We start from the raw sequence: 24,683 nt of genomic DNA, 5'->3' as shown, positions 1-24,683 counted from the left end.
ATGAGAATGTTAAAGATAGCTGAGCCACCACTGTTCCCGGTGACTTTGCTTGTAGCGGTCAAATCGCTTGCAAACCGGATAAAGTGCCACAATAATGCACATCCAAATCAGGTACACGGCAGGCAGACTGAACCCGAATCCATGGAGGTCTATTTCAAAATCTTTCTGAACGAGCAAATCCCAGCCATGGCCGGTGAGCCAGCCCGCTACGCCGCTTGCGATGCGGATCAGGTATAAATGCAGAATGTAGTAGAAAAACGGCACCCGGCCAAACACGCTGAAAAAGTCTACAAGCCTACCGCGCCACTTTTCGGAATTGGCCAGAAACAAAAAGGTAAATGTCAATGTAAAGAGCAGGTAGCACAGCGACGGCGGATACTTCGTTACGTTCAAAAACGACATCAGCGTCCTGCCGGTAGTGGGCATGTGCACCCAGGGAACCGGATCGCCATAAACGTTGAGCCATCGGATGATGATAAAAAGCGCAAAAGATGAAAAGCCGATCCGGTTAAACCACTTTCGTCGCTGCGCTGGTAATATTGAGTTATCATAAAAACGCCCCACATAATACCCTAGCGACATCACGCCGATCCAGGGAATGATCGGGTAAATGATCGAGAAAGTGGTATGACCGCCGAAGATTTTGGTTGCGTAAACTTCGTGCAGCATCGCCCACCAGACATTGTTTAAATGGATGTTATCCAGCAAGTTATGTCCCGCGATCAGCACAACAGAGATAATCAGGATCACGTTTGGCGGCAGGAATATGAAGCCGGCCAGAAACACCATACTCGCCCCCAGCACCCAGATTACCGCCAGGTCGATACTGTTGAATGCCACATTGAGATACCAGGCAAATGTAATGATGGTCAATTCCATTAAAATCAGCCAGAGCCCGCGTTTGACCAGAAATTCGGCGAGTTCTGCTTTGGATTTTTTCTTACCCGACATATAAGCGGAAACCCCGGCTAAAAAACTGAATGTCGGCGCGCACACGTGCGTGATGATACGCGTAATAAACACAGGTACAGCGGCTTGCGCCGGGTTGCTAACTTCGAAAAAAGAACCGGCCTGGAAAAAATAATCACGCGTGTGATCCAGTGCCATGAGTACCATTACGAAGCCTTTGAGGAGATCGATGGATTGGATGCGGGAGGGGGTGAGGTTGGGCATTTTGGGGTTGGGTTGACGGTTTGGTCAGGGGTTGTCAGGTGTGGTCATTGGTAGTCATTTTGGTCATTAGCTTTTATTTTAGGGGCAGTTCGAAATATTTGGCTTCTGCGTGGGGGTTGAAGCGGTAGGCTGGGATTTCGGTGAAGCCGTGGTCGGTGTAGAGTTTGATGGCGGCGGTCATGTAATCGGCGGTGTCAAGTTTGAGGGTATCATAATGCAGGGCTTTTGCGTCTTCAATGCATTTGGTCAAAAGCAATTTTCCAATTCCGTGGCCGCGGGCTTCCGGCTTTACGTACATTCTTTTTACCTCACCGTCGTTTTCTCCGAATCGCCTCAAACCAGCCACTGCAACCGGTTTTTCATCCAGATAAACCACATACAGACCGCCATTCGTGGGATTGTACATCTCTGGCAAGTCCGCCATTTCTTTGTCAAAATTTTGAAAAGAAAGATCAAAACCCAGCCAGGTTACGTAAGCGATAATCAGATCCGCTGCATCGGAATATTCCTGTAAAGCTTGGGCGGTTTTAAGTTGGATATCTGGTGTTGTCATGATCTAAATGTTTGATCCCTCCTATTTTACCCTTTGTCGTGCGCTTTTTTAAAGATACAATCCAACAACCAGAAAAACAGCGCATAAAAGTAGCAGTACGGCCATCACCGGGGTTATAAAACGCAGCCAGACTTTGTAACTCACATTTACCATCGCCAGCGACGGCAACACCAGGCTGGTGGGCGAAATGAAAAACATGATGTTGATCCCGTACAAATAACTGTTTACGATTTCCCGCCCCGGAATATGGATGATCACCGCCAGCGCGCCTACCACGGGCATCGTGAGCACGGCCATGCCCGACGATGAGCTGATAAAGAGCGAGAAGATCAGATAAAAAACCATTAAAAACAGGATAAAAACGGCGGGCGGCAAATGTTGTACAATGTCGGACGCGTAAAAAAGAATCGAGTCGGTAATGAGGCCGTCGTTGAGTACAATGGTAATCCCGCGCGCCACCCCGACTATAAATGCGACAGAAAGCAGACTTTCGGCACCTTTGATAAAATTGCTTACAAAAACCCGCTCATTCATCCGCGTGATCACAGCCACCAGAATGGATACGCCGAGAAAAAGCGCCGACATTTCGATCGTCCACCAACCCAGCCACACAATGCCGGAAATCATGCCGATAAATGTGGCGAAGTAAATGAGCAGCAATATTTTGGTTTTTAAATCGAGCAAAACAGGCTCTTTTTGGTCACTTACCACATTTTCCAAAGCTGGCGCTACTACTCCCTCGATCTGCAAAACCAGCGACGCAGCCGGATTTTTCCTGATCTTCGCTGCATACCTGACCACAAACCAGGCCATAAAAGAAGTCGCGATCATAAACAGAATAAGCCGCTCGTACAGTCCGTCCATCCAGTTGATTCCCCCCGCATTCGAAGCGACGATTACCGAAAAAGGGTTCGAAAAAGCTGCAATGCCCCCGACGCTCGTTCCACCAAAAACCACCGCCACCGGGATCAGCAGGTCATAACCGGCCGCCAGAAAAAGTGGGACGAGAATGGGAATAAAAACGATCGCCTCTTCCTCCATCCCGTAAGAAGCCCTCAGAAACGCAAAAATGAAGATCAGCAAAACCATCAGCAGCGGCTCACGGCCCCTCATGGTATGCGAAAGGTTTTCAATGCCTCTGGCAATCGCGCCGGTTTCGTTGAAAACATACATAAAACCGCCGATGGTCAAAATGAAAAGGACAATGTCGATGCTATCGATAATGCCGCGGATAGGTGCCTGTAAAATGCTGGTGAAGCCCTGTGGATTGCTTTTAAGTTTTTGGTAAGACCCCGGCACCGAAACCGGCTTCCGGATATCGCCGCTGCTAAATTTCCCGATCGCAATGTCTATCGACAAGCTGTCCAGTGTTTTTTGCGCAAAAGGCAGTTTAACCGAACCGGTCGGGCTAGTCAATACAAATGCATCCGTCCCCTCCGCAGCCAGCTTGCTATACTGGCCAGCGGGCAGCAGCCAGGTACTGATCGCCGCGAGGATGACGACGATCATTAAGATAGTGAGCGGCGAGGGAAGGCGTGTTGAGGGCATAAAGGTTTTTTATATATCTGCGGATTGAAATCCGCAGATAAGATATCGGGCGATGCGCTGCATCAGTTTAACCCCGTCGCAAAATCCCAACCAATTCCCCATACCTCTCATCATACAATTCTCCGGAAAGCCAATCCCGGACAATGTATTTGAAAAACAGCATAGGCGGCTCGTGCTTTTCTACGGCAGTTTGGAAATATCTCACAGCAGTATCTTTTTCACCGATGGAAGCGTTAACAATACCCATATCGTAGTTCGAGACGACCTGCGTTTGGCTTAATGTATTCATTTGAGTGAGGATGTCACGCGCGCTTTCGGTTTCGCCGGAGAGACCGAAAAGCACACCGCAGGCGCTCAATGTTATCCCGTTATAATTCATTTCGAGGGCGGTTTCCAATGCTTCCTGCGCCTCCGGATAATCTTGTAGTGTGATCTGGTTTAAGCCGGTAATCAAATGTCCGCCCCAGAAAGAAGGTTCCAGGTCCGTCAGTTTCCGGCCTTGTTCGATGGCTTTGTCAAACTTCCCGGCGAGCCAGTACACATATCCTGCATAAAAATTATTGATCAGCGAAAAAGGCTCCAATGTTAGCGCCAGGGCCGTTTCTTCCTGCGCTTCGTCGGAATGATCGGTCAGGGCAAGGTAAAGCGCATATTGTCCGTGCAGGTCGGCCGTATTCCAGTTCAGTTCCAAGGCTTTTTTAAATGTTTCCGAGGCCGCCGAAAAGTCCCACTCCGACAGCATTTGCATCCGTGCCAGCGCGAGGTAGCTTTCGACAATCCCGCTATCCAGCGCCAGCGCTTTTTCCGTCGCATCTTTCATGAGCGGCAAAGCTTGTTTGGCAGGCATATGCCGGTAAAACCACATATTCAGGTAGCACGAGGCGATGCCCGAATAAGCAATCGCATACGTCGGTTCAAGCTCGATAGCTGTCTGAAAATAGCCGATCGCCTTGTTGTATTCGTCAATCCCGGCAAATTTGTTGTGATAAAAACGGCCCCGCAGGTACAGCCGGTAAGCCTCTTTGTTATTGGTATACCGCTTAAAAGTCACCGCCGGCTCCTCGCCCAGCAGCTCAATTTTCACCGCGCTTAAAATAGCCTGCGCAATTTCGTCCTGCACATCAAAAATATCTTCCAGCGCCCGGTCATATTCCTCCGACCAAAGCTCCGAGCCGTCTTCCGCTTTCAGCAACTTCGCCACGATCAGCAACGCCTGATCAGAACTTTGCAGGCTGCCTTCCAGGATATAGTCCACATGAAGCTGTTCACCAATCAATTGCGGGTCATCCGTTCGGCCTTTGAAAGTAAAAGAAGAAGTCCGGCCGGCCACCTGCAAACCCGGCACGCGGCTCAGTACATTGATAATTTCTTCCGTCACCCCGTCGCTGAAATATTCTTCTTCGGGATCATTACTCAGATTTTTGAAGGGTAAAACGGCGATGGAAGCTTGGGCGGCAACATTGTGAGATTTTTCAGTCATAGCATTTTGCGTATTCAAACGGCAATTTAAATGTTCGACCCAATACTTGGTCATAAATCAGACAGTTATCTCTGCATCATACGAAATTGCCGCAGGCGCATAAATTTTTATTTCTTCTAAAAATTACGATTTTGCCCAAATGTTAGCATGAAAAATCCAAAAAACGCCCTATGTCTTCATCAAGTGAAATCACCTTAAAAGCGTTGCAGCAAATCAGCGCTTTGGAAAATATCGACCAGCTGATCTCTGATATCCGCAACAAAAAATTGCCCGAGCCGCTGACCGAATCCTTGCCCGCAGAAGTGCCGGTTACGCAGGAAGGAACAGAGAAAAGGCTGGATTATATGCTTAGGAAAACGGGCCGGGAGCTCCCCTATCTTACCGGAAAGAATACGTTTTCAAACCTCTCGCAGCTGGAAGGGAACATTGAAAATTTCATCGGGATGTCCATGGTACCCACCGGGATTGTCGGCCCGCTGACGGTTTTGGGCTCGTGCGCCAAAGGAGATTTTTATGTACCGATGGCGACGAGCGAAGGCAGTTTACTGGCTTCATACAGTCGCGGCGCGAGGGCTTGCCGGCGGGCAGGCGGCACTACCTCTGTATGCCTGATCGAAGGTGTCCAGCGCTCGCCGCTTTTCAAGTTTGAGCACCTCGGCGATTTGGGCACATTCCTGATCTGGATTTTGGGAAACATTGCTGAATTTGAACGCATTACCGGTGAAACCAGCCGATATGCGCGACTTTCGGATATGAAATCCAACATTGAAGGCAACCACCTGATCCTCACTTTTGAATTTCAGACCGGCGACGCATCCGGGCAAAATATGGTCACCATTTGCAGCAATGCGATTTGCCAATATATCATTGCCAACGCACCCGTGCAGCCGGAATGGTGGTTTATCGAAGGCAATTATTCCGGCGATAAAAAAGCCACTTCCCAATCATTCGCGCATGTCCGCGGTAAAAAGGTAACAACCGAGATCACACTCAGCAGGGAAATTGTTGTTAAAATACTGAAAACCAGCCCGGAAGCGATGGCGCAATACTGGTTGTCTTCCACAGTCGGCACGATACAAAGCGGCTCCATCGGCGCGCAGGGACATTATGCCAATGGTCTGACCGCACTTTTCATCGCCACCGGCCAGGACGTCGCCTGCATTTCCGAAGCCGCGGTGGGAATCACCCGTATGGAGCTCACCGGCGACGGCAGCCTCTATGCCTCGGTAACATTGCCCAACCTCATCGTCGGCACCGTCGGCGGCGGTACTTCGCTACCCACCCAGCGCGAATGTCTGGAACTGATGGATTGCTACGGCGAAGGCAAAGCCCGGAAGTTTGCCGAGATATGCGGCGCGCTGGTTTTGGCTGGGGAATTGTCCATTGCAGCAGCATTGTCCGCCGGTCAATTTGCCGCCGCTCACCAGAAGTTCGGTCGCAAAAAATGAGGCTACCCGCGCAAGGAAATGAATTCAGCAGGCCGGAGGAAAATCGTGCACCTTTCCTGAAACGGCTCTACATTTATCAAAAAGAGCGTTTCCCGATCCTCGGTCATGGACTGCTGGTTACGGCATTCAGCTTTTCGGCGATCTCCTTTTCAAGAATTTGCCGCGGCGCCGAAGGATTTGTCAGCTGGAAAATTTTCCTTACCGGCATTTTCACGACCATATCCCTCTTTTTTCTCGTACGGATTTTCGACGAATTCAAAGACGCCGAAGATGACGCCAAATACCGGAAAGAACTTGCCGTGCCCCGCGGCCTGATTACATTCAGAGAACTTGCCATAACCGGCGCGATATTCGCTGCGGTTCAAATTGTAGTCAATCTTATTTTCTTCCCGAAGATGCTGCTGATTTACAGCATTGTAATCGGTTATCTGCTGCTGATGGGAAAAGAATTTTTCATCGCCGACTGGCTTCGAAGGCATCAATTCTGGTACGTCGTGTCGCACATGGTGATCATCCCACTCATCGACATTTACGCCAGCGGACTGGACTGGTTGTTGGCTGGCGTCGACGCGCCGAGCGGGTTGGTATTTTTTTTCGCAGTATCATTTATGAATGGGATTGTGCTAGAAGTCGGCCGAAAAATCCGCGTCCCAGAAAAAGAATCGGAAGGTGTGCTGACTTACACTTCTTTACTCGGTACACAAAAAGCGGTCTGGCTTTGGATTGCAATTTTGGTGGTCACATTATCATTGAGCATTGCGGCTTCTGTTTTTGCAGGTTATGGTAAAACTGCGTTTCTGGTGCTGGGGGCAGTTTTTATCATTTGCTCGATGCCTGCCTTTTTGTTTTTAAATAAAAAAACCGAAAAGCTTTCCAAAATGATCGAATACGCCTCCGCACTCTGGACGATCGCGATGTACCTGACATTAGGCGGCGGCCCGATGCTCTCAAAAATGTTGTCTGTATGATGCGATACTTGCGGGATACCGAAGAAAATCTGCCGCCCAACCTGACCATCGGCGGAAAAGCGACCAATCTTTTTCGCCTGAAAAAATTGGGTTTGCGGGTTCCGTCTTTCCTGGTTTTGCCGGTTGAGACATTAGAAATCATGTTTTCAGAAAATTCGGCAGAATCAGACATCAATCGCATCGTTTTTGAGATATCAAGAGATTTTGGCGACGCCCGATTCTTCGCAGTCCGGTCTTCCGCAGCCGATGAAGACGGCGCCGATTTTTCGTTTGCAGGTCAATTTGAGACATTTCTATATGTCCCGGCCACAGATTTGAAATCAAAAATCAGGGCAGTCTGGGATTCTGCCTTTTCGGATCGGGTGAAAACTTATCAGCAGCATCACCAACTTTTAGGGCCCGCGGGCATCGCGGTAATCATTCAGGAAATGCTTGATCCTGAGGTTGCTGGTGTGGCTTTTGGTGTTAATCCGGTAAATGGAAATGTGGATGAAAAGCTGATCAGCGCGGTGTATGGCCTGGGAGAAGGATTGGTCTCCGGTGAGTTAAATGCGGATCATTTTACATTGAAAAATGGCAATGTTTATGCTGAAATTGTTGAAAAAACGGAGGCTGTAACATTTAGCAATGCTGCTTCTGGCGGCACCATTAAAATAGCAGTAGCAGAAGACAAACAAAACGCCCCTACCCTTTCCGATGACCAGATCCGTGAGATCGGGCAAATGCTGGATCAGCTGCAAAAAGAATTTGGCGCACCTCAGGACATCGAATTTGCATTTCAAAACGGTCAGTTGTATTTATTGCAAACCAGGCCGGTCACTACCTTAAAAAAGCAGTTCAACACTACCGGACATTACATTCTCTGGGACAACAGCAACATTATAGAATCGTATCCGGGCGTGACTACGCCGCTTACTTTTTCTTTTATCAGTAAATCCTATGAGACTGCTTATAAGCTGTTTAGCGCTTATCTCGGCGTCAGCGATGCGGTAATCCGGCAAAATGAACGAGTGTTTTCCAATACGCTGGGTTTCCTCAACGGCCGGGTTTATTACAACCTCAGAACCTGGTACCACATGCTGGCGATGCTGCCGGGATACAGCATTAATGCGCGGTTTATGGAAAAAATGATGGGTGTGAAAGAGCGGTTTGACATTCCGGAAAGTTACCAGCTCTCGAAAGGAAGAGCGTGGTGGCGGATTGTGAAGATGGCGGGAAATATGTATTTGAGGTGGAAATCGCTGCCGCGGAAACGTCGCGAATTTATGGAGCTTTTGAACCAGACGATCACCGAATATAAGGCCATCGATTACGATTCCAAAACTGCTTACGAGCTGATGCAGCTTTATCTGAATTTCGAAAAAACCTTGCTGGACGAGTGGAAAGCGCCTTTGCTGAATGATTTTTTCGCGATGATCTGGTTTGGGATGCTGCAAAAACAATGTGAAAAATACGCCGGTGCCGAAAACCGCAACATTCACAACGACCTGCTTTGCGGCAGCAGCGACATTATCTCCGTCGAGCCGGTGCACAGGAGTATCCGGCTGGCCAGCCAGATTTCTGAAAATCCAGGATTAAAAGCACTTTTTACAAACAAAAACGAAGCCGAAATCTGGGCGGAACTGATTGAGAATAAACACATTGATTTTGTTTCAATCAAAAAAGAAATCGACCGGTACATTGCCGATTTCGGCGAGCGCTGCGTCGGTGAGTTGAAACTGGAAACGGTATCCTACACGCAGGACCCGACGGCTTTTATCCGCATTCTGAAATCGTATGTCGAAACTGGTATCACATCGGCGCAAATTTCAGGCAGCCGCGAGCTGGAAATCCGGCAAAAAGCCGAGCAGGAAATAAATAGAGCTTTGAAAGGCGGTATTTTGCAAAAGCTAAAATTTCGGCGCACATTGAACAAAGCGCGCGAACTGGTGAGCGCGCGGGAAAATCTCCGCTATGAAAGGACACGTGCCTTTGGTATTGTACGTCAGTTGTTTAGCTACATCGGAAAGAAGTTCGCCGCCGACGGCATCATTGCCTACGAGCGTGACATTTTCTTTTTGACCAAAGAAGAAATTTTCGCTTACCTCGATGGAACTTCCGTCACCCAGGAAATTCGCGGGCTGATCATGTTGCGGAAAAACGAATTTGAGAAAAACCAGGCGGCCGGGCCACTTTCCGAACGATTTGCCACTTACGGCGCGCCTTACCACGACAATGATTTTTTTAGTACCGATAGAATCGAGCGACCCGAAGGCGGGCTGAAAGGCATCGGCTGCTCCCCGGGGCGCGTGCGGGGCAAAGTGCGCGTCGTGCTAAATGCGCATGAAATTGCCTCTTTAAATGGAGATATCCTTGTCACTATCAGTACAGATCCGGGTTGGGTCACCCTTTTTCCCGGCGCGCTGGGTATCATTGTCGAACGAGGCAGCCTGCTCAGCCACTCGGCGATCGTCTCGCGCGAAATGGGCAAACCTTGCATTGTCGGTGTGACCGGACTTTTGAAAACATTGAAAACCGGCGACGAAATTGAGATGGACGGCAGTTCGGGTATCATTAACATCATCGAATCATGAGCCAAAAACTGACAGATGTCGTCGATTTCGGTCTGATCCGCTATGCGAATTGCTGGGAAGATGCGGATATTCTGGTTGAAGCATTGTCGGACCGCGGCAAAAAAAACCTGTCCATCGGCTCAGCGGGAGACAATAGTTTTTCCTTATTAACCACTGATCCCGAGCTGGTTGTAGCCGTGGACATTAACCCGACCCAGCTTTTCCTGATCGAGTTAAAAAAGATCAGCATCTTTCATTTCGAGCTGGAAGAAACTTTGGCATTTCTTGGCTTCTCGCTCTCTGAAAAGCGTTTAAAACATTTTGATCTGATCAAAAACCAGCTTTCGACAGAGGCGCGAGCTTATTGGGAAGCCAATCGGGAAATCATTGAAAAGGGCGTAATCCATGCCGGAAAATTTGAAAAATACTTCCGGCTTTTTGCGAATAAGATTTTGCCTTGGATACATTCGAGGAAAACGGTCGGGCAACTTTTGGCACCGAAATCTCCACAGGCGCAGGAAGATTTTTACACAAAAAAATGGAATACCTGGCGCTGGCGGCTGCTTTTCAAAATATTTTTCAGCCGGTATGTGATGGGCAAATATGGCCGCGACCCGGAGTTTCTGAAACAGGTCGACGGCGCTGTTTCGACATTCATTTTCAACAAAGCGGCGCAACATTTGAGATCGACGGCTGCTCAGCGGAACTACATTCTTAACTATAATTTGACGGGTGATTTCCAGGGAGCATTGCCACATTATTTGCAAGAAGAAAATTACAAAGTGATCCGACAAAATATTGGTTCACTGCATTTAAAACAAGGTTTTGCCCAGGATGCGATGACAGACTTCGGGCGTTTTCATGCAATGAACCTGTCTGATATTTTTGAATATATGGATGAAAAACTTTTCAAGACAACTTCTGAAACATTGATAAAAGGCATGGAAAAAGGTGGAAAACTGGCCTACTGGAACCTGATGGTACCGCGCCGGATTTCTGCGATTTTGCCCGGGAAAGTGGAATTTTGCCGGGATATCTCCGAAAATCTTTCCCGGATCGACAAAGGATTTTTCTACAACCAATTTATATTAAACCGAGTCAGGCCCTAAACACACATTACCTCCATGTTCGCAGAAATTTTGCCGATGCTGATCCTCGCCGCCTGCTTCCTCGCCCTTTTTGGCGTGGCCGAGCTGCTTTATCACCAGTTCAATGTCAAGCCTGAACTGACGCGCAAGCTGGTACACCTCGGCACCGGACTTCTCACGATGCTTTTTCCTATATTCCTGACAAGCCACTGGCAGGTTTTAATCCTGTGTTCCAGCTTCCTGATCATTCTCCTTTTAAGCCTGAAATTCAAACTGTTACCCTCGATCAACGCCATCGATCGCGACTCGCACGGAAGCATTCTGTTTCCGGTGGCAGTTTATGCCTGTTTTTTAATGTACACATTATTAGATAAAGGTGTCGTGATCTTTTATTTGCCGATTCTAATCCTGGCCATCTGCGATCCGATCGCTGCGCTTACCGGCAAAAAGTTTCCGTTCGGGACCTATCAAATTGGTCAATGTAAAAAGACGATTTCCGGCTCGGCGGCATTCTTTGTTTGCAACTTAATAGTCTCTGCCATAGTTTTTTATATTCTCAAAATTCAACTGGAAAGCGCAGTTTGGAATTTGATTATCCTATCCATAGTAGCAACCATTGCCGAAGCAATCAGTTGGAAAGGCAGCGATAACTTATCAATTCCCGCCAGCGTGGCGATTACCCTGAGCCTGATTTTATGATCCAGATTTTCAAAACAAAACCAGGAGAAACGGATTTTCACCTTTTTGAAAAGCTACCCGAAAGCATATATCAGGAGTCCGAGCTAGCATTAAAAAAGTCAGAGAAAATACCGGTGGATTTTCTGGAAGGGTGCTACTATCTTACTGATCGCGAAAAAGTTGTAGCGCGGGCGAGTCTTTATTTTAACCCATTTTTAAAATATCACGATGCACCTGCCTGCACAGTCGGGACTTATGAATGTGCGGAGAATGCCACTTATGCGATCACATTACTTGATCATTTAAAAGAGCAAGCCAAAACATTGGACGCAAGCTATTTAATCGGCCCGATGAATGGCAGTACCTGGGAAAATTACCGTTTTTCTACTGACCGTAATAACCCGCCCTATTTTCTGGAACCTTTTCATCATTTATATTACAATGATCAGTTTCAGGATGCAGGTTTTGAGGTCATCGCCAGATATTACACCAACATTGACAGTAACCTCGAACTGAATGAAGATGCCGCATTGACCGCCCGGCAGCAGGAATTATTTGATGAAGGAGTTGTAATCCGACCGATTGATTTACAGCATTTTGAAGACGAAATCGGGCGTATTTATGCATTCAATGAAATCGCTTTTAAAACAAATTTCCTGTACACGCCCATTTCCCAAAAAGCATTTCTTGATAAATATCTGCCGACAAAAAATCTCATCAATCCTGCTTTGACATTGCTGGCGGAAGATGAAAACGGCACATTGATCGGCTACTATTTCTGCATCCAGGATTTTCTGAATACCACTGAAAAATCTTTGATCGTAAAAACTTTGGCGCGGCATCCCGATCCGAATTGGAAAGGTTTGGGGCATGTGATTGGCAACATTGTTTACGGTGAGGCGATGAAATTGGGCTTTACGAGCGCGCTGCATCCCTTTATTTATCAGCAGGGCACGTCCATGGCTTTGTCCAAGAATTTTTCGGGGGTTAATTATAAAAATTACGCATTGTACGGGGTGAAAATCGACTAAACCTTTGATAAAGTACTGAATAACAACTTCATGGAAGATAATCAACCTTTTAACATTGTCGATCTGCTGGAAAAAGCGGCGCAAAAAACGCCGGATAAAACTGCATTGATCTACAAAAATAAAAAGGTCACTTTCGGCGAATTTGCTGCCTCCATAGATCAGACGGCGGCCTATTTCCTAAAAAAAGGCATTCAAAAAGGTGACAGGGTAATGGTGTTTGTACCGATGAGCGATGATTTGTACCGGATTGTTTTAGCCTTATTTAAAATCGGTGCAGTGGCGGTTTTTCTGGATGAGTGGGTTAGTTTGAAAAGGCTGAATGTTTGTTGCAAACTCGCTCATTGTAAAGCATTTATCAGTACGACCAAAGGCCGGATTTTGGCGTGGTTTGTCCCGGGATTGAGACAAATTCCGCTGCATCTGGGTGTGGATTTCGATAAAAATCTAGTCGCTGCGAATCTTCCAAAAACATTAGAAAACGACATTGCGCTGATCACTTTCACCACCGGCAGCACAGGAAACCCGAAAGCCGCAATCCGCACCCACGGACTCCTGCGTGAACAATTTCTGGCTTTGCAACCGATCCTGGAATTCGATCCCGCGGACATCTGCATGCCCGCACTGCCGATTGTGCTACTCCTCAATCTTGGCGCCGGTGTCACCTCCGTCATCCCCGATTTCAATGCCAGAAAACCCGGCTCACTGAAATCGGAAAACATCATTGACCAGATCGAAACGCATGCAGTAACCAGCATTATTGCCTCCCCATTTTTTGTAAAAGAGATTTCCAAACATTTGTCCAAAAAGCATTTAACATTACCTCACATTCAGAAAATCTTCACCGGAGGCGCGCCGGTTTTTCCGAGTGAGGCCACATTATATCGAAATGCATTTCCAGATACCAACATTCAAATCGTTTATGGCTCAACAGAAGCGGAACCAATTAGTTCGGTTGATGCGGATGTTTTGATTGAAAATCAGGATGAAAAGGGTTTGCTGGTGGGAATGCCGGAGCCGGCTGCAACCGTAAAAATCATTCAGATCAGAGAAAACCTTGAAATAAGCACACAGAAAGAACTGGAAGGGATAGAAGTTACGCAGGGTGAAATTGGCGAAATTATCGTCTCGGGAAAACACGTTTTGAGGGCTTACCTGCATAATGAGGAAGCGCTCAAACGAAATAAAATCTTTATTGGTGAAACCTGCTGGCACCGGACTGGCGATAGCGGTTACTTTGGGCCGGATGGAAATTTATATTTGACCGGAAGATGTAACACGCTCATCTTCAATCAAAATGAAATCGTTTCTCCTTTTATGTATGAAAATTATTTCCAAACCTTGGAAGGCATCGAAATGGGGACAATTTTAATGTTAGCCGGGAAAATTACCGCAATCATTGAACTGAAAAACAGCCGGTTTCACGACAATGTGAAGCAAACGCTTGAAAAGGAATTTGAAAAAATACTCTTCATCAAAAAAATTCCCCGTGACCCGAGGCATAACTCGAAAATCGACTACGAAAGGTTACGAAGACTGGCCGGACAGTACACATTCCTGAACTCCTGATCCTACGAAAACCGGTTCCGCGCATCATAAGCCAGCCCCAGTCCGACGCTGGACAATTTGTTTTCCTCCGACCAGTCGGCCTTGGGAAAAAGGCTGCGGAACTGCTCCTGGATCAGCGGGATTTCGGTAGAGCCACCCGTCATAATCACCAGGCTAATGTCCTCAGCACTAATGCCCGCCGCTACCAGACATTCCTTCGCGGCTTCGAGAATCCGCTCTGTTTTGGAAATAATCGCATTGTTGAAATCCTCTCGATCGACATCAATGCGCAGATCCTCGCCGATAAAATTTAGCGAGGCTTCATAACGCTCATTTCCGGCGAGTCCGATCTTCATTTTCTCCGTTTCAGCAAGTACCGCGTGGCCGGTTTCCTGTTCCAAAACATTGATCAGCCGACCATATTTAGCAGGTTCATGCGTCTCGCGCAGCAGTTGTTTCGCCTGAAAAACAATGCGATTGGTATATAAAAAATTGACCTTGCTCCACTCGGAAAGGTCAAAATAATGGTACGAAGGTACTTCCAGATTTTTGGCACCATACCTCGTCCTGAAACCGAGTTCAGGCATCATTTCGGCAAGGCTCAGGTCTTTATCAAAATCATTTCCACCCAGCCGCACACCGGTATTGGCCAGGATATCGCTGGTCCGGTCGTGTTTTTTGGCATTTTCCTTGGACAATCTAATCACCGTAAAATCGGAGGTACCGCCACCCAGATCCACCACCATCGCCAGCTTCTCCCCCACTACCCGCGCCTCGTGGGCAAATGCGGCGGCGATAGGTTCAAATTGAAATCCAATATGCTCGAAACCAAGCTTGGCTGCAATTGCTTTCAGCTCACTTTCAGCACGTTGGTCAGCCGCGGCATCATTATCTACAAAATGTACGGGCCGGCCCATCACCACGTGACTCAGCTCGGAACCACATTCGGCCTCGGCTTTGAGCTTCATCTTTTCCAAAAAAGCGGCGATGATCTGGTCGAATTTCATCAGTTCACCATTCACCATCGTGCCCTGGCGCATCGCGGTGCTACCCAAAACGCGTTTTAAGCTCCGCATCAACCGGCCGGGCTGACGCGACAGAAAACGCTCCATCGCATCGCGACCGAAAAATGCCTGGTTGTCTTTCCGGGCAAAAAACATGGCGCTGGGAATGGTGGTATTGGCGTCCTCGACAGGGATGAGGTACACATTATTTTGGTTTGCAACGGCCAGGCTGGAATTGGAAGTGCCGAAGTCGATACCGCAAAAAACAGGAGTTGTCATCTTTCAAAAATTGGGGGCGCAATTTCCGATTATTTGCCCGGCAATCCAAGTGTGAGCGGAAAGTTTACCAATTCCCACACGCGCTGGAACGCATTTTTTCCTGATATTCACGCACCTAGCACCATCGAACTTTATGAAAAATAACCTTACGTTCATCTTACTTCTCACAGTCGCAGGGGTTTCCGCACAGTCGCAGGACGGCCCAAAAATTTTCCAGACTTACTGCGCGGGCTGTCATGGGGCACAGTTGCAGGGCGGATCGGCGCCGGCGCTCATCAAAACAGATTGGAAGTATGGAAAAGGTGCGGGAGCAATTTCCAAAAATATCAAATACGGCATTGCGCACACGGATATGGCCGCATTTAAAACCACTTTGGACGATGCGCAGATTAAAGCAGTTACTGATTTTATTGTGAAGTCCCAAACCGTCGCGCCGAGCGCTAAAATGCCTGTTCCTGAGACCATTAACACAAAAGATTACGTACTAAAAGTCGAACAGGTTGTGAATTCCGGCCTGCACACGCCTTGGGGCATTGAGTTTATCGATTCAAATCATGCGCTAATTTCGGAGCGGACAGGAGCCATCCGGTTTTTAAATGATGGAAAACTCGATCCGGAACCGGTGACAGGCGTACCTGCTACCTTCACTAAAAATGCGACGAGCGGATACTTTGACATTGCGCTGGACCCGGATTACAAGAAAAACGGATGGGTATATCTCGCTTATAGTCACACGAATAGCAGTTTGGAAGACAAAAAATCGCTGAGTATGACGAAGCTCGTCCGGGCGAAAATCAAGGGCCTCGCGTGGACGGATGAGCAGACATTGTTCGAAGTGCCGGACTCACTGAAAGTTGTAGGCGGGACGCGCTGGGGCGGCAGGTTGTTTTTTGACAAATCGGGCTTTCTTTTCTTTTCAATCGGCGATATGAACCTGGCGGATGATTCGCAAAATCCTGGAAAACCTTCTGGTAAAGTATTCAGGATCAATGCGGACGGTTCGATTCCAAAAGACAATCCGTTTATAAATGACCCAAAAGCATTGCCGGCGATTTACAGCCTTGGCAACCGCAATGTGCAGGGATTTGCGCCCTCGCCGGTGACAGGTGAAATCTGGATGACGGAACACGGACCGATGGGCGGCGATGAGTTGAATATTTTGAAAAAGGGAGCAAACTACGGCTGGCCGAAAATCACTTACGGCGTCGATTACAGTGGCGAAATTGTTTCCAATGATACTGCGAAAGTAGGTATGGAACAGACGGTTACGTACTGGACGCCTTCGCCCGCAGTATGCCCGGCCGAGTTTGTGACGAGCAGTTTATTCCCGAAATGGAAAAATAATTTGCTGGTGGGCGCGCTGGCATTTGAGGAAATAAAGCGGCTGGTAATTGAAGGGAATCGCGTGAAATCGCAGGAAATTTTCCTAAAAGGATTTGGGCGTGTCCGCGAGATCAAAACCGGGCCTGACGGTGCGATATATGTGCTACTTAATGATCCTGATTTGCTGCTCCGACTTACGCCGAAGAATTGAAAACAGTTCACTATCAAACCTTTAACAACCCTCTGAAACCGCGGGCTGCATAGTAAGAATCAGCACCATTGTGATAAATGAAAACCCGGTCATACCGGCGGTCTCCAAAAATGGCGCCGCCGAGTTTTCGGACATTATCAGGTGTTTTCAGCCAGCTGGACGTTTTTAGATCGAACTTTCCAAGCTTTTGCAAATCCTGATATTCTTCCTCCGTGAGCAGCTCGACGCCCATTTCCTCCGCCAAATCCATCGCCGTATTTTCCGGCTTATTGGCTTTCCGCGATTCCCAAGCCGTACGGTCGTAGCATAAACTCCTGCGATTCGGACTTTCCGTAGAACAATCACAGAAAATAAACTCCCCGGATTTCTGATCCCGCCCAATCACATCCGGCTCACCACCAGTCACTTCCATTTCATCCAACGTCCAAAGCTTATCTGGCTTACTTTCCAGCCGCTCCTGCACCGCTGACCAAGCAATGCCCTTATGCCGCGCTTTATTTTTTTCGAAACGCGTTTGTAGGGTTTTGAGAAGCTCGGTTGTTTGGTCTTGGGATAGGGTTTTGGTGGTTTTCATGTTGATTTTTAGGTAATGTTAAATATATCCGGGTTCTGGTTTCAAACTTTCGGTAGGTTTCTCCTCAGACAACTTTAAAGCCGCACCGCCACAAATTCTAACCGCACAGGTACAATTCTACCTTGCGCCACTTTCGCATATTCTCCTATATTTGTCCTCGCGAACTTTTATTAAAATTTTTATGGAACGAGTATTAAAAGCCAGGAAGAAATGGCCTTGGAGAGGCATACGGGTGCAAGTCCCGAGACCTGACGAAAGTTCCATACTTTAGTGAAGTTCGCGGTGACCTCTCCTTATTTATTAACTTCAAACTTTTTAAAAATGCGAACTTTTGAAAGGCAGAATGTTGACTCCGATCCAGTCAACCCATCACGCAATGCACACCCCGCATCCGAAGTCGGCGATCCTCTGACTCAATCGCAGGCTGAGTTTTTGTATCTCATTGGCTGTCAAGGTTATCGAGAACTATCTCAGTCCCTGCAACTCGTTCACGATCTGGCGCTTTATCATTCGAACATTCCATTTGGAGACAGCGAAAAAGCCGCTCTTTTTGATCTGAAATTGTTGTGGGAAGGTTTTGAAAAAATGGCAAAAGCTTAAAATATTCGTGTGTTATTCACGGTCCGCCGCAGCGGTGTATTCGTGGCAAAAAAGTTGATGCCACGAATACACGAATATTTTTTCAGTCTTCTAATCCTTTCCCTTCAAATATTCGATCAATATTTTTCTCGATTCGAGCCTCGCGCGTCTTCGCTTGTTTGGCTTGCGAGAAATGTAGTAAGTAGCCGCGTTGCCGGCCCGGGGTTAATGCTTCAAATGCAGATTTTAATGCCGGATTTTCATTCAGTTTGATTTGGAATTCTTCGGGCGTATTGAATTCCGTGGTCTTTTTCATTTCCACTTTTAAACCTGCTCTTTCTACTTCAATTGCTTCAAAAATGTGCGCTTTTAATATAACTTCCAGATCATTGATTTGTTGCAAACTTGTAAACCGGATTTGTCTTGCAGCCTGCACATTCTCGGTTTGCTGGACTAGAATTCCCTCGGTATCTTTTAATAATACACCCTTAAAAAATAGTAATGCGCAATACTCATTGAAAGTATGGATCAGCACGATGTTATTTTTATGCTCCGTGTAGCATGGACATCCCCATTTTAATTCTTCCGCTAAACCGCAACCGAGAATGATTGTCCGCAATTTTGCGACTTCGTTTTGCCATTTCCCAGCCTTTTCGAAATACCAGTCAACCTTTGGATTTGTTTCCATAATCAATTAATTGAAGGAGAATTAAGATAAGTTAACCGCCGGTCTGCCGGACGAAAATACCAGGATACAATTGTCAGAATGATCAGTAACATTGGCCCGAAAAGCTCTTTTAAAGGATCACCGACTGCAAGATGCGAAAATACGGCGCCAGACATGGCAAAGAAAAACCCCGCATAAGCCCACTCTTTTACTAAGGGAAATCTGGGAATCAATACCGCTACCACGCCAAATATTTTCCAGACTCCGAGCATAATCAATAAATACGCAGGATATCCCAGCCGGTCGAACATTGTCACTTCTTCCTTCATTTTAATAATCTGAACAATACCAGTCGATACCATTCCCAATGAAAGCCAAAGCGTGGCGACCCAATAAATGATTTTATCTCTCTTCGACATGATATTAATGTTTCAATTGGTTAACAACCTGCTGCAATCTATTGTGCGCCATATTAATTCCCTGCGCAAATGGCAGGCTCAACATTCTGTCCCGATCTTCCACAGAGCGGTAGACGATTTGCATGGTTAGTTTGCTTGTTTCGTCGGTCAATTTTTCAAATTCAAGAAATTCAAGCTGAACCGGAAATGGAGCATTATCCATTTCAAATGTGCGAATGATCTTTTTGTTTGGGGTAAATTCATGCACCGTACCATGCGCACCAAATACAACATTTCCCTGCGGATCGGAAGTTTGAAACCGCCAGCTTCCGTGTTTCTTATTTTCCAGTTTAATCACCTTTGTACCCATCCACTGCTCCACGATCTCCGCTTCCTCATAAGCTTTAAAAAGCAGATCCAATGGCAAATCGAATTCCCGCGTAATTACCAAATCCTGTTTCCCATTTTCCGCATCAATTTTCGTTTTCCGTTCCATGTTTAATTCATTTCTTGGTTTTACATTGTCACCCTGAGCGCAGTCGAAGGGTTATTGTTTAGGTTTATAATTCTTCATAATACTTTCCAATTTATTAAACCGATCATCCCACATATTCCGGAATGGTTCGATGAAATCCGCGACATCTTTCATTCCTTTTGCATTAATGTGATAATAAACTTCCCGCCCATTTTGCTCCTGTTGCAGCAATTCACATTCTGTCAAAATCGCCAAATGTTTGGAAACCGTCGGCCTGGCAGTATCAAAATTGGCTGCAATCGCGCCTGCAGTCATGGAATGCGACGCCACCAAAAGTAAAATCGCGCGTCGCGTAGGATCGGCAATCGCCTGAAAAACATCTCGTCTTAAATTCATTGCGTAGTTATTTGGCTACGAATATATATGTAGTCACTTAACTACGCAAATTTTTATTAAAATTTTTTGACGGATCGGATTTAGATCAGTAAAAACGCAGGCTCTTCGTTTTACATAGAATTGAATCCCAAATACTTGACTATCAAACTCCATAGCCGTCCAAAAAGAAAAGCCCGGCATACAGCCAGGCTTTTCCTTTGAAAATATTTCAACTACTTCTTTACCCCACTTTAAAAACCTGCCCATTTTGCCCACCCACCACACTCTTCACATACGCCTGCGCGACGTGGTGCATTTGGTTGGGGATGTCGCCCGGGAAAAATGGGAAATAATGCGGGGAGTCTTCGACCACGCCAGGCGCTACCACGTTGATGCGGACACCATTTTCGAGCTCCATATAAGCCGATTTTACAAAGGAATTGATCGCTCCGTTGATGGCGCTCACTGCCGAGCCGAGAATGATCGGATCTTCGGCCAAACTGCCGGAAGTTAATGTAAATGAGCCTTTTGGATTAATATAATGCTGACCGATCAGCACCAGATTGATCTGTCCCAGCAGCTTGCTATCCACACCTACCCTGAAAGCCGCGTCCGTCATTTTGGATAATGGACCGAAATGTGCAGAGCCGGTAGTACTTACCAGCGCATCGAAAGGACCGACTTTTTCGAAAAATGATTGAATAGACGAAAGATCGGTAATGTCAATCTGGAAATCGCCGCTTTTTGAGCCGACTTCAATGATTTCGTTACCGGCTTCCAGCGCCTTTACAACATGCTTACCGATCGTTCCGGTGCCGCCTACTATGATGATTTTCATTGTGTTATACTTATTTTTAAAAGGTTAGATTGGGGCCGGCAATCATTTTTTCGAACTTTTGCTGCCACCTTTTCGAAAAACAGCATCATTGCAGGTACAGTTTCAAATATGGAGCACATTTCGGATACTTTTTGGGAAGCGACCTACCGCAAGAATATTGCGAAAATGATTGGCGTCTGCTGGCGATACACGCAGGATCGGCAGACTGCGGAAGATCTCGCACACGACGCATTTATTATTGCGATCAGCAAAGCTTATGATTTCGAAAATAGAGGTCCCTTTGAAGCATGGCTGCGGCGCATTGTTGTGAATGTAGCCCTACAATACGTGCGTAAGCAAAAAAATTTTCCAAAGACAAATCAAATTGCTGGGCCCTTTGAGCCAGTTATTGATATTCCGGATGACGAAGATGTAATTGAAAATGCAACATTCTCAGAGACACAGCTTCTGAGTGCAATTGCACAACTTCCGGAGCATCATCGACTTGTCTTCAACTTGTATGTTATTGATAATTTAACTCACTCGGAAATTGCCGACCAGTTAGACATCAGTGAAGGGACTTCCAAATCACATTTAGCCAGGGCGCGAAAGAAAATCAAAGAAATTCTTTTTGATAGCGTTAAAAACAAACGACAAAAAGCAATGCTCTGGCTAATCATTCCCTTCTGGAATTTTGATCAAATATTTTTTCGAACATTAAAGAATCTCTCGATTGACTTGAAAAATAAGCATCAGATTGATTTTATGAGAATTCCAAAAACTGATATCCATTTGTTTAAATTCGGTACAGCATCTGTAAACATTTATTCTAAAGTTGCGATCTCAGTAGGCTCAGCCGCGCTGATTTTTTCCGGTATAGTTATATTTAATGTCGATTCTCCTGAACATTTTGATACAAAAGAGTCTATCTTTTTCGAGGCGCCGGATTCAACACAAAGAACTATTCACATAAACTTAATTACACCAAAAACTGCAACCATTCCAAAAAATCCCATCATAGTTGAAAAAACTAAAACAGAAAAACCAATGAAAAATCTAAGCACTTTGGGTGGGTTATTGATTGCAGGATTAACTTTGGATTCGACAACAATAATGAAAGATCTTTCCAGTCGAATCAAAAGTCATGAGGTGGCAGCATATCACAATGAAGAAGCGGCCTCCGATTCGGGGACTTTTTACGCTCCCAAATTACTATATTCCGAAACCCACAATTTATACTTTTTAGGGGATAATGTGAAGGTCGATTTTGCAAGTAATAAGTTTTCGGGAAGCGGAAAGTTCGCTGTCATGGGCGAAGTATATTATTTAGTGGTAGAGCATGTGCCAATTAAAATGAATGATGCAATCAAACTTTCTAACAAAAAGTATAACATTGTTCAGTTAAATAAGGCTGATGGTGAGAAAAAATACGGGCAAAATGGAAAACAAGGCGTCGTGGAAATTACGTTAGCAGAATAAAACAAAAGGGCGACTGGTTAAACCAGTCGCCCTTTTTTATACCAAATTTAATCCAGCAATCAAGCCAGATCAAACCTATCCAGATTCATCACTTTATTCCAGGCTACGACGAAATCTTTAACGAATTTTTCGCCTGCATCTGAGCTTCCGTATACTTCGGCGATGGCCCTTAATTCTGAATTAGAACCGAAAACCAGATCGGCACGGCTGGCTGTCCATTTTGGCTGGCCGCTGGCGCGATCCGTACCCAGGTAAAGCTCACGGTCATTGCCCATTGCTTTCCAGGACGTGTTCATATCCAGCAGGTTGACAAAGAAATCATTCGAAAGAACACCCGGACGGGTTGTGAATACGCCTGTTTTTGATCCATCGAAATTGGCACCCAGGGCACGCAACCCTCCTACCAGCACCGTCAGTTCAGGCGCTGTTAATGTTAGCAGCTGTGCTTTGTCGATCAGCATTTCTTCGGTGGATACAGATAATGTTGCATTGCGGTAATTGCGGAAACCGTCGGCAGCCGGTTCAAGGTAACTCACTGATTCTACGTCGGTTTGCTCCTGTGAAGCATCGGCGCGACCAGCCGTGAAAGGAACATTTACAGCAAATCCGGCGTCACTTGCAGCTTTTTCAACACCGGCAACACCTGCCAGCACGATCAAATCCGCCAGAGAAACTTTTTTCCCGTCATATTGCGTACCATTGAATTCCTCCTGAATACTTTCCAGTGTACCGAGCACTTTTTTCAGCTGCGCCGGATTATTTACCGCCCAATCTTTCTGCGGGGCCAGACGTATGCGGGCACCGTTTGCGCCGCCGCGTTTGTCTGAACCACGGAACGTCGATGCCGACGCCCAGGCTGTGGTTACCAGCTCTGACACACTCAGTCCCGAAGCTAAAATATTGGCTTTCAGTCCTGCAATGTCGTTTTCATCAACCAGCGCGTGGTCTACTGCCGGAATAGGATCTTGCCAGATCAGCACTTCTTCCGGTACTTCCGGACCGAGGTAGCGGGCGCGTGGGCCCATATCGCGGTGCGTCAGTTTGAACCAGGCGCGCGCGAAAGCGTCCGCAAATGCGTCCGGGTTTTCCAGAAAAAGACGCGAAATTTTTTCATAAGCAGGATCCACACGTAATGCCAAATCCGTCGTCAACATTCTCGGCGCGTGCTTTTTATTGCTGTCGAAAGCGTCAGGAATGGTTGCATCGGCATTTTTGGCCACCCACTGGTGTGCACCGCCAGGGCTTTTGGTAAGCTCCCACTCGAAGGCAAAAAGGTTCTCGAAGAAATTGTTGCTCCACTGCGTCGGCGTGGTGGTCCAGATCACTTCCAAACCGCTGGTAATGGTGTCGGCGCCAGCGCCTGAGCCAAAACTGTTGCTCCAACCCAGACCCTGCGATTCTACATCCGCCGCCTCAGGTTCTTTGCCCACGTGATCGGAGGTAGACGCCCCGTGTGTCTTTCCAAAGCTGTGACCGCCAGCGATTAACGCCACCGTTTCCTCATCATTCATTGCCATGCGGCCGAATGTGACACGAATATCATTTGCCGCTGCGATCGGATCGGGATTCCCGTCCGGACCTTCCGGGTTTACATAAATAAGACCCATATGTGCCGCACCGAGTGGTTTTTCCAATGTGCGGGAGTGGATTCCGTGACCTGGATTTTCGTCGGAAGACACTACACCGTGACCTTCAACGCCAGCTACACCATTCGCATAGCGCTCATCATTGCCGAGCCAGGTTTTTTCCGAACCCCAGTAAATGTCCTCGTCCGGCTCCCAAACGTCAGGACGACCGCCCGCGAAACCGAATGTTTTGAAACCCATCGATTCCAGCGCAACATTACCGGTCAGGATCATCAAATCGGCCCAGGATAATTTTTTACCATATTTCTGCTTGATCGGCCACAACAACCTGCGGGCTTTATCAAGGCTGACATTGTCGGGCCAGCTATTCAGCGGCGCAAAACGTTGCTGCCCGGCACCTCCACCTCCCCGACCGTCGAAAACACGATAGGTTCCGGCGCTGTGCCACGCCATGCGGATAAAAAGAGGGCCATAATGTCCGAAATCGGCTGGCCACCACTCCTGAGAATCCGTCATGAGGGCATGCAGATCTGCTTTTACTGCTCCCAGGTCAAGACTTTTGAAAGCTTCGGCATAATTGAAATCCGGGTCCATCGGATCGGTTTTCGTCGAATGTTGTCGCAGGATACTGACCTTCAACTGATTAGGCCACCAGTCGCGGTTGCGTGTACCGCCGCCGCCAACATTGTGATTCATCGTGCCATTGTGGAACGGGCACTTGCTGATGTCATTTGAGTCTTTTTCCATATAATGAGTTCATGATTAAACGAAGTAATTATTGCATTAGCTAATGAGCCGGTCGGCAAGTTATGCGTTTGCAAAATATAATCACAATCGATTAATTCTATGTTT

The 24,683-nt window shown here is 46.9% G+C and carries 22 protein-coding genes; 10 read left to right on the top strand and 12 right to left on the bottom strand.

The features are described 5' to 3' along the window. Positions 1–9: 9 nt before the first annotated feature. The 4 genes from FEN17_RS04745 to FEN17_RS04730 all read right to left on the bottom strand — a co-directional run bounded on the left by FEN17_RS04745 (position 10) and on the right by FEN17_RS04730 (position 4,754). Positions 10–1,173, bottom strand: a complete 1,164-nt coding sequence (locus FEN17_RS04745; protein WP_138364135.1) for an acetyltransferase domain-containing protein — start codon at positions 1,171–1,173, stop codon at positions 10–12. A 73-nt stretch (positions 1,174–1,246) separates the two neighbouring features. Further along, positions 1,247–1,726: a GNAT family N-acetyltransferase gene (locus FEN17_RS04740; protein WP_138364134.1), complete on the bottom strand. Its 480-nt coding sequence runs from the start codon at positions 1,724–1,726 to the stop codon at positions 1,247–1,249. 48 nt (positions 1,727–1,774) lie between these two features. After that, positions 1,775–3,274 carry a YfcC family protein gene (locus FEN17_RS04735; RefSeq protein ID WP_138364133.1) on the bottom strand — a complete coding sequence of 500 codons (1,500 nt, stop codon included), beginning with the start codon at positions 3,272–3,274 and terminating at the stop codon, positions 1,775–1,777. A 67-nt stretch (positions 3,275–3,341) separates the two neighbouring features. Further along, on the bottom strand, positions 3,342–4,754 hold the full coding sequence (locus FEN17_RS04730) for an AraC family transcriptional regulator (protein WP_138364132.1): 1,413 nt from the start codon (positions 4,752–4,754) through the stop codon (positions 3,342–3,344). A 170-nt stretch (positions 4,755–4,924) separates the two neighbouring features. On the opposite strand from FEN17_RS04730, the gene FEN17_RS04725 reads away from it, so the two are divergent. Genes FEN17_RS04725 through FEN17_RS04695 form a run of 7 tightly spaced genes read left to right on the top strand, consistent with a single transcriptional unit; the run spans position 4,925 to position 14,085 of the window. Then, positions 4,925–6,202, top strand: coding sequence for a hydroxymethylglutaryl-CoA reductase (locus FEN17_RS04725; RefSeq protein WP_138364131.1), 1,278 nt, complete (start codon positions 4,925–4,927; stop codon positions 6,200–6,202). Then, positions 6,199–7,170, top strand: coding sequence for a UbiA family prenyltransferase (locus tag FEN17_RS04720; protein ID WP_138364130.1), 972 nt, complete (start codon positions 6,199–6,201; stop codon positions 7,168–7,170). Before FEN17_RS04725 ends, FEN17_RS04720 begins: the two co-directional genes overlap by 4 nt. Then, positions 7,167–9,743, top strand: coding sequence for a PEP/pyruvate-binding domain-containing protein (locus FEN17_RS04715; RefSeq protein ID WP_138364129.1), 2,577 nt, complete (start codon positions 7,167–7,169; stop codon positions 9,741–9,743). The genes FEN17_RS04720 and FEN17_RS04715 overlap by 4 nt, the downstream gene beginning before the upstream one ends. Further along, positions 9,740–10,831, top strand: coding sequence for a DUF3419 family protein (locus FEN17_RS04710; protein ID WP_138364128.1), 1,092 nt, complete (start codon positions 9,740–9,742; stop codon positions 10,829–10,831). The genes FEN17_RS04715 and FEN17_RS04710 overlap by 4 nt, the downstream gene beginning before the upstream one ends. Before the next feature lie 15 nt (positions 10,832–10,846). Further along, the gene (locus FEN17_RS04705) at positions 10,847–11,509 is read left to right on the top strand and encodes a diacylglycerol/polyprenol kinase family protein (protein ID WP_138364127.1); all 663 of its coding nucleotides are present in this window, start codon (positions 10,847–10,849) and stop codon (positions 11,507–11,509) included. Then, positions 11,506–12,519 carry a hypothetical protein gene (locus FEN17_RS04700; protein ID WP_138364126.1) on the top strand — a complete coding sequence of 338 codons (1,014 nt, stop codon included), beginning with the start codon at positions 11,506–11,508 and terminating at the stop codon, positions 12,517–12,519. The genes FEN17_RS04705 and FEN17_RS04700 overlap by 4 nt, the downstream gene beginning before the upstream one ends. A 30-nt stretch (positions 12,520–12,549) precedes the next feature. Next, the gene (locus tag FEN17_RS04695) at positions 12,550–14,085 is read left to right on the top strand and encodes an AMP-binding protein (protein ID WP_171037843.1); all 1,536 of its coding nucleotides are present in this window, start codon (positions 12,550–12,552) and stop codon (positions 14,083–14,085) included. Between the two features lie 2 nt (positions 14,086–14,087). On the opposite strand, the gene FEN17_RS04690 is transcribed toward FEN17_RS04695, so the two are convergent. After that, on the bottom strand, positions 14,088–15,347 hold the full coding sequence (locus FEN17_RS04690) for an Hsp70 family protein (protein ID WP_138364124.1): 1,260 nt from the start codon (positions 15,345–15,347) through the stop codon (positions 14,088–14,090). A 133-nt stretch (positions 15,348–15,480) separates the two neighbouring features. Between FEN17_RS04690 and FEN17_RS04685 the strand changes: the two genes are divergently transcribed. Further along, positions 15,481–16,881: a PQQ-dependent sugar dehydrogenase gene (locus tag FEN17_RS04685; protein ID WP_138364123.1), complete on the top strand. Its 1,401-nt coding sequence runs from the start codon at positions 15,481–15,483 to the stop codon at positions 16,879–16,881. A gap of 13 nt (positions 16,882–16,894) precedes the next feature. Here FEN17_RS04685 and FEN17_RS04680 read toward each other — a convergent pair whose 3' ends face one another. After that, the gene (locus FEN17_RS04680; RefSeq protein ID WP_138364122.1) at positions 16,895–17,455 is read right to left on the bottom strand and encodes a DUF4256 domain-containing protein; all 561 of its coding nucleotides are present in this window, start codon (positions 17,453–17,455) and stop codon (positions 16,895–16,897) included. A gap of 321 nt (positions 17,456–17,776) precedes the next feature. Between FEN17_RS04680 and FEN17_RS04675 the strand changes: the two genes are divergently transcribed. Next, positions 17,777–18,055: a hypothetical protein gene (locus FEN17_RS04675; protein ID WP_138364121.1), complete on the top strand. Its 279-nt coding sequence runs from the start codon at positions 17,777–17,779 to the stop codon at positions 18,053–18,055. 82 nt (positions 18,056–18,137) lie between these two features. On the opposite strand, the gene FEN17_RS04670 is transcribed toward FEN17_RS04675, so the two are convergent. From FEN17_RS04670 to FEN17_RS04650, 5 genes are all read right to left on the bottom strand, one after another. Then, positions 18,138–18,722: a YdeI/OmpD-associated family protein gene (locus FEN17_RS04670; RefSeq protein ID WP_138364120.1), complete on the bottom strand. Its 585-nt coding sequence runs from the start codon at positions 18,720–18,722 to the stop codon at positions 18,138–18,140. Positions 18,723–18,724: 2 nt separating this feature from the next. After that, a complete protein-coding gene (locus FEN17_RS04665) occupies positions 18,725–19,120 on the bottom strand; it encodes a DoxX family protein (RefSeq protein WP_138364119.1) in 396 nt (131 codons plus the stop codon). A gap of 4 nt (positions 19,121–19,124) precedes the next feature. Then, entirely contained in the window at positions 19,125–19,595 is a 471-nt protein-coding gene (locus tag FEN17_RS04660) for an SRPBCC domain-containing protein (protein WP_138364118.1), read from the bottom strand. Positions 19,596–19,646: 51 nt separating this feature from the next. Continuing rightward, positions 19,647–19,970: an ArsR/SmtB family transcription factor gene (locus FEN17_RS04655; RefSeq protein ID WP_138364117.1), complete on the bottom strand. Its 324-nt coding sequence runs from the start codon at positions 19,968–19,970 to the stop codon at positions 19,647–19,649. 220 nt (positions 19,971–20,190) lie between these two features. After that, positions 20,191–20,787: a short chain dehydrogenase gene (locus FEN17_RS04650; protein ID WP_138364116.1), complete on the bottom strand. Its 597-nt coding sequence runs from the start codon at positions 20,785–20,787 to the stop codon at positions 20,191–20,193. On the opposite strand from FEN17_RS04650, the gene FEN17_RS04645 reads away from it, so the two are divergent. Further along, positions 20,743–22,245 carry an RNA polymerase sigma factor gene (locus FEN17_RS04645; RefSeq protein ID WP_138364115.1) on the top strand — a complete coding sequence of 501 codons (1,503 nt, stop codon included), beginning with the start codon at positions 20,743–20,745 and terminating at the stop codon, positions 22,243–22,245. The genes FEN17_RS04650 and FEN17_RS04645 overlap by 45 nt on opposite strands. A 59-nt stretch (positions 22,246–22,304) precedes the next feature. Here FEN17_RS04645 and katG read toward each other — a convergent pair whose 3' ends face one another. Further along, on the bottom strand, positions 22,305–24,578 hold the full coding sequence (gene katG / locus FEN17_RS04640) for a catalase/peroxidase HPI (protein ID WP_138364114.1): 2,274 nt from the start codon (positions 24,576–24,578) through the stop codon (positions 22,305–22,307). Between the last annotated feature and the right edge of the window lie 105 nt (positions 24,579–24,683).

It is taken from the genome of Dyadobacter luticola (assembly GCF_005860805.1).
GTDB classification, from domain to species: Bacteria; Bacteroidota; Bacteroidia; order Cytophagales; family Spirosomataceae; genus Dyadobacter; species Dyadobacter luticola.
This window is presented reverse-complemented; position numbering and strand designations above follow the sequence as displayed.

Coding starts and splice junctions, on each gene's coding strand:
- FEN17_RS04705 (WP_138364127.1), top strand. CDS start 10,847: ATGTTCGCAGAAATTTTGCCGATGCTGATCCTCGCCGCCTGCTTCCTC.
- FEN17_RS04695 (WP_171037843.1), top strand. CDS start 12,550: ATGGAAGATAATCAACCTTTTAACATTGTCGATCTGCTGGAAAAAGCG.
- FEN17_RS04735 (WP_138364133.1), bottom strand. CDS start 3,274: ATGCCCTCAACACGCCTTCCCTCGCCGCTCACTATCTTAATGATCGTC.
- FEN17_RS04740 (WP_138364134.1), bottom strand. CDS start 1,726: ATGACAACACCAGATATCCAACTTAAAACCGCCCAAGCTTTACAGGAA.
- FEN17_RS04700 (WP_138364126.1), top strand. CDS start 11,506: ATGATCCAGATTTTCAAAACAAAACCAGGAGAAACGGATTTTCACCTT.
- FEN17_RS04720 (WP_138364130.1), top strand. CDS start 6,199: ATGAGGCTACCCGCGCAAGGAAATGAATTCAGCAGGCCGGAGGAAAAT.
- FEN17_RS04725 (WP_138364131.1), top strand. CDS start 4,925: ATGTCTTCATCAAGTGAAATCACCTTAAAAGCGTTGCAGCAAATCAGC.
- FEN17_RS04710 (WP_138364128.1), top strand. CDS start 9,740: ATGAGCCAAAAACTGACAGATGTCGTCGATTTCGGTCTGATCCGCTAT.
- FEN17_RS04655 (WP_138364117.1), bottom strand. CDS start 19,970: ATGAATTTAAGACGAGATGTTTTTCAGGCGATTGCCGATCCTACGCGA.
- FEN17_RS04715 (WP_138364129.1), top strand. CDS start 7,167: ATGATGCGATACTTGCGGGATACCGAAGAAAATCTGCCGCCCAACCTG.
- FEN17_RS04730 (WP_138364132.1), bottom strand. CDS start 4,754: ATGACTGAAAAATCTCACAATGTTGCCGCCCAAGCTTCCATCGCCGTT.
- FEN17_RS04670 (WP_138364120.1), bottom strand. CDS start 18,722: ATGGAAACAAATCCAAAGGTTGACTGGTATTTCGAAAAGGCTGGGAAA.
- FEN17_RS04690 (WP_138364124.1), bottom strand. CDS start 15,347: ATGACAACTCCTGTTTTTTGCGGTATCGACTTCGGCACTTCCAATTCC.
- FEN17_RS04650 (WP_138364116.1), bottom strand. CDS start 20,787: ATGAAAATCATCATAGTAGGCGGCACCGGAACGATCGGTAAGCATGTT.
- FEN17_RS04685 (WP_138364123.1), top strand. CDS start 15,481: ATGAAAAATAACCTTACGTTCATCTTACTTCTCACAGTCGCAGGGGTT.
- FEN17_RS04645 (WP_138364115.1), top strand. CDS start 20,743: ATGCTTACCGATCGTTCCGGTGCCGCCTACTATGATGATTTTCATTGT.
- FEN17_RS04675 (WP_138364121.1), top strand. CDS start 17,777: ATGCGAACTTTTGAAAGGCAGAATGTTGACTCCGATCCAGTCAACCCA.
- FEN17_RS04660 (WP_138364118.1), bottom strand. CDS start 19,595: ATGGAACGGAAAACGAAAATTGATGCGGAAAATGGGAAACAGGATTTG.
- FEN17_RS04665 (WP_138364119.1), bottom strand. CDS start 19,120: ATGTCGAAGAGAGATAAAATCATTTATTGGGTCGCCACGCTTTGGCTT.
- FEN17_RS04745 (WP_138364135.1), bottom strand. CDS start 1,173: ATGCCCAACCTCACCCCCTCCCGCATCCAATCCATCGATCTCCTCAAA.
- katG (WP_138364114.1), bottom strand. CDS start 24,578: ATGGAAAAAGACTCAAATGACATCAGCAAGTGCCCGTTCCACAATGGC.
- FEN17_RS04680 (WP_138364122.1), bottom strand. CDS start 17,455: ATGAAAACCACCAAAACCCTATCCCAAGACCAAACAACCGAGCTTCTC.